General features: G+C 62.6%; 1 pseudogene. It reads right to left on the bottom strand.

Annotation, left to right across the window (positions count from 1 at the left end):
* Window position 1: 1 nt before the first annotated feature.
* Window positions 2–1,000 (bottom strand): annotated as a pseudogene (locus tag GVV04_RS31940) (hypothetical protein); the annotation flags it as partial.

Raw genomic sequence — 1,000 nt, 5'->3', positions numbered from 1 at the left:
GTCAGGCGAAGCAGTTGGGGATGTGGCCGGTGCAGTTGGTGGGGTCGTTGTCGATGACGATGGATTCGTCGTCGAGGCGGACTTTGCCGTCGTTGTTGACGATGCCGCCGGCGATGTCGTAGGGCTTGTTGGTGTCGGTGGCGGTGTTTTTGGTGATTCTGGTGTTGGTGATGTTGACCTGGCCGCGGTTGTTGAAGATGCCGCCGCCGTTGCCGGCGGTGTTGCCCTTGACCTCGCTGTTGCGGAGGGTGAGGGTTGCGCGGTTGTCTTTGTTGGGGCCGGGTTTGAGGTCGGGGTCGCCGTTGAAGATGCCGCCGCCGCGGCGGCCGGCGGTGTTGCCGCGGATGGCGCTGTCGTCGATGGTGGCGCTGCCGCGGTCTTTGTTGTCTTTGTTGTCTTTGTTGTCGTCTTTGTTGGTGTGGGGTTTGTTGGTGGTGCTGGTGTTGTAGATGCCGCCGCCGTCTTGGCTGGCTTTGTTGTTGTCGATGGTGACGTGGCGGAGGTGGAGGTTGGTGTCGGTGGCGTAGATGCCGCCGCCGTTGTGGCAGGCGGTGTTGTCCTTGATGTCGGTGGAGGTGATGTCGAGGAAGCCGTTGGCGGTGTAGATGCCGCCGCCGTTGTGGTCGGCGGTGTTTCTGTTGATGGTGCTCTTGGTGATTTCGACGGTGCCGGTGGCGGTGGTGCCGATGGTGATTGTGGGTTCGTAGGTGTTGGTCTTGGGTTCGTGGGTGTTGCCGTTGGCGATGCCGCCGCCGTTTTCGCCGGCGGTGTTGTTGGTGATGTGGGATTCCTTGAGCTTGAGGATGCCGGCGTTGAAGATGCCGCCGCCGCTGCCTTTGGCGTGGTTGTTTTCCACGGTGGTGCGGTCGAGGAAGGTGCGGCCGAAGTTGGCGATGGCGCCGCCGTTGCCGCTGGCGTTGTTGTTGAACAGGTTGCTGTCTTCGAGGAAGGCGCTGCCTCCGGGCTTGACCAGGATCGCGCCGCCGTCGGCACCCTCGTC

Source organism: Micromonospora rubida, assembly GCF_009908295.1.
GTDB lineage: Bacteria > Actinomycetota > Actinomycetes > Mycobacteriales > Micromonosporaceae > Micromonospora > Micromonospora rubida.
The sequence above is the reverse complement of the archived record's forward strand: the minus strand, read 5'-3'. Positions and strand labels throughout refer to the sequence as shown.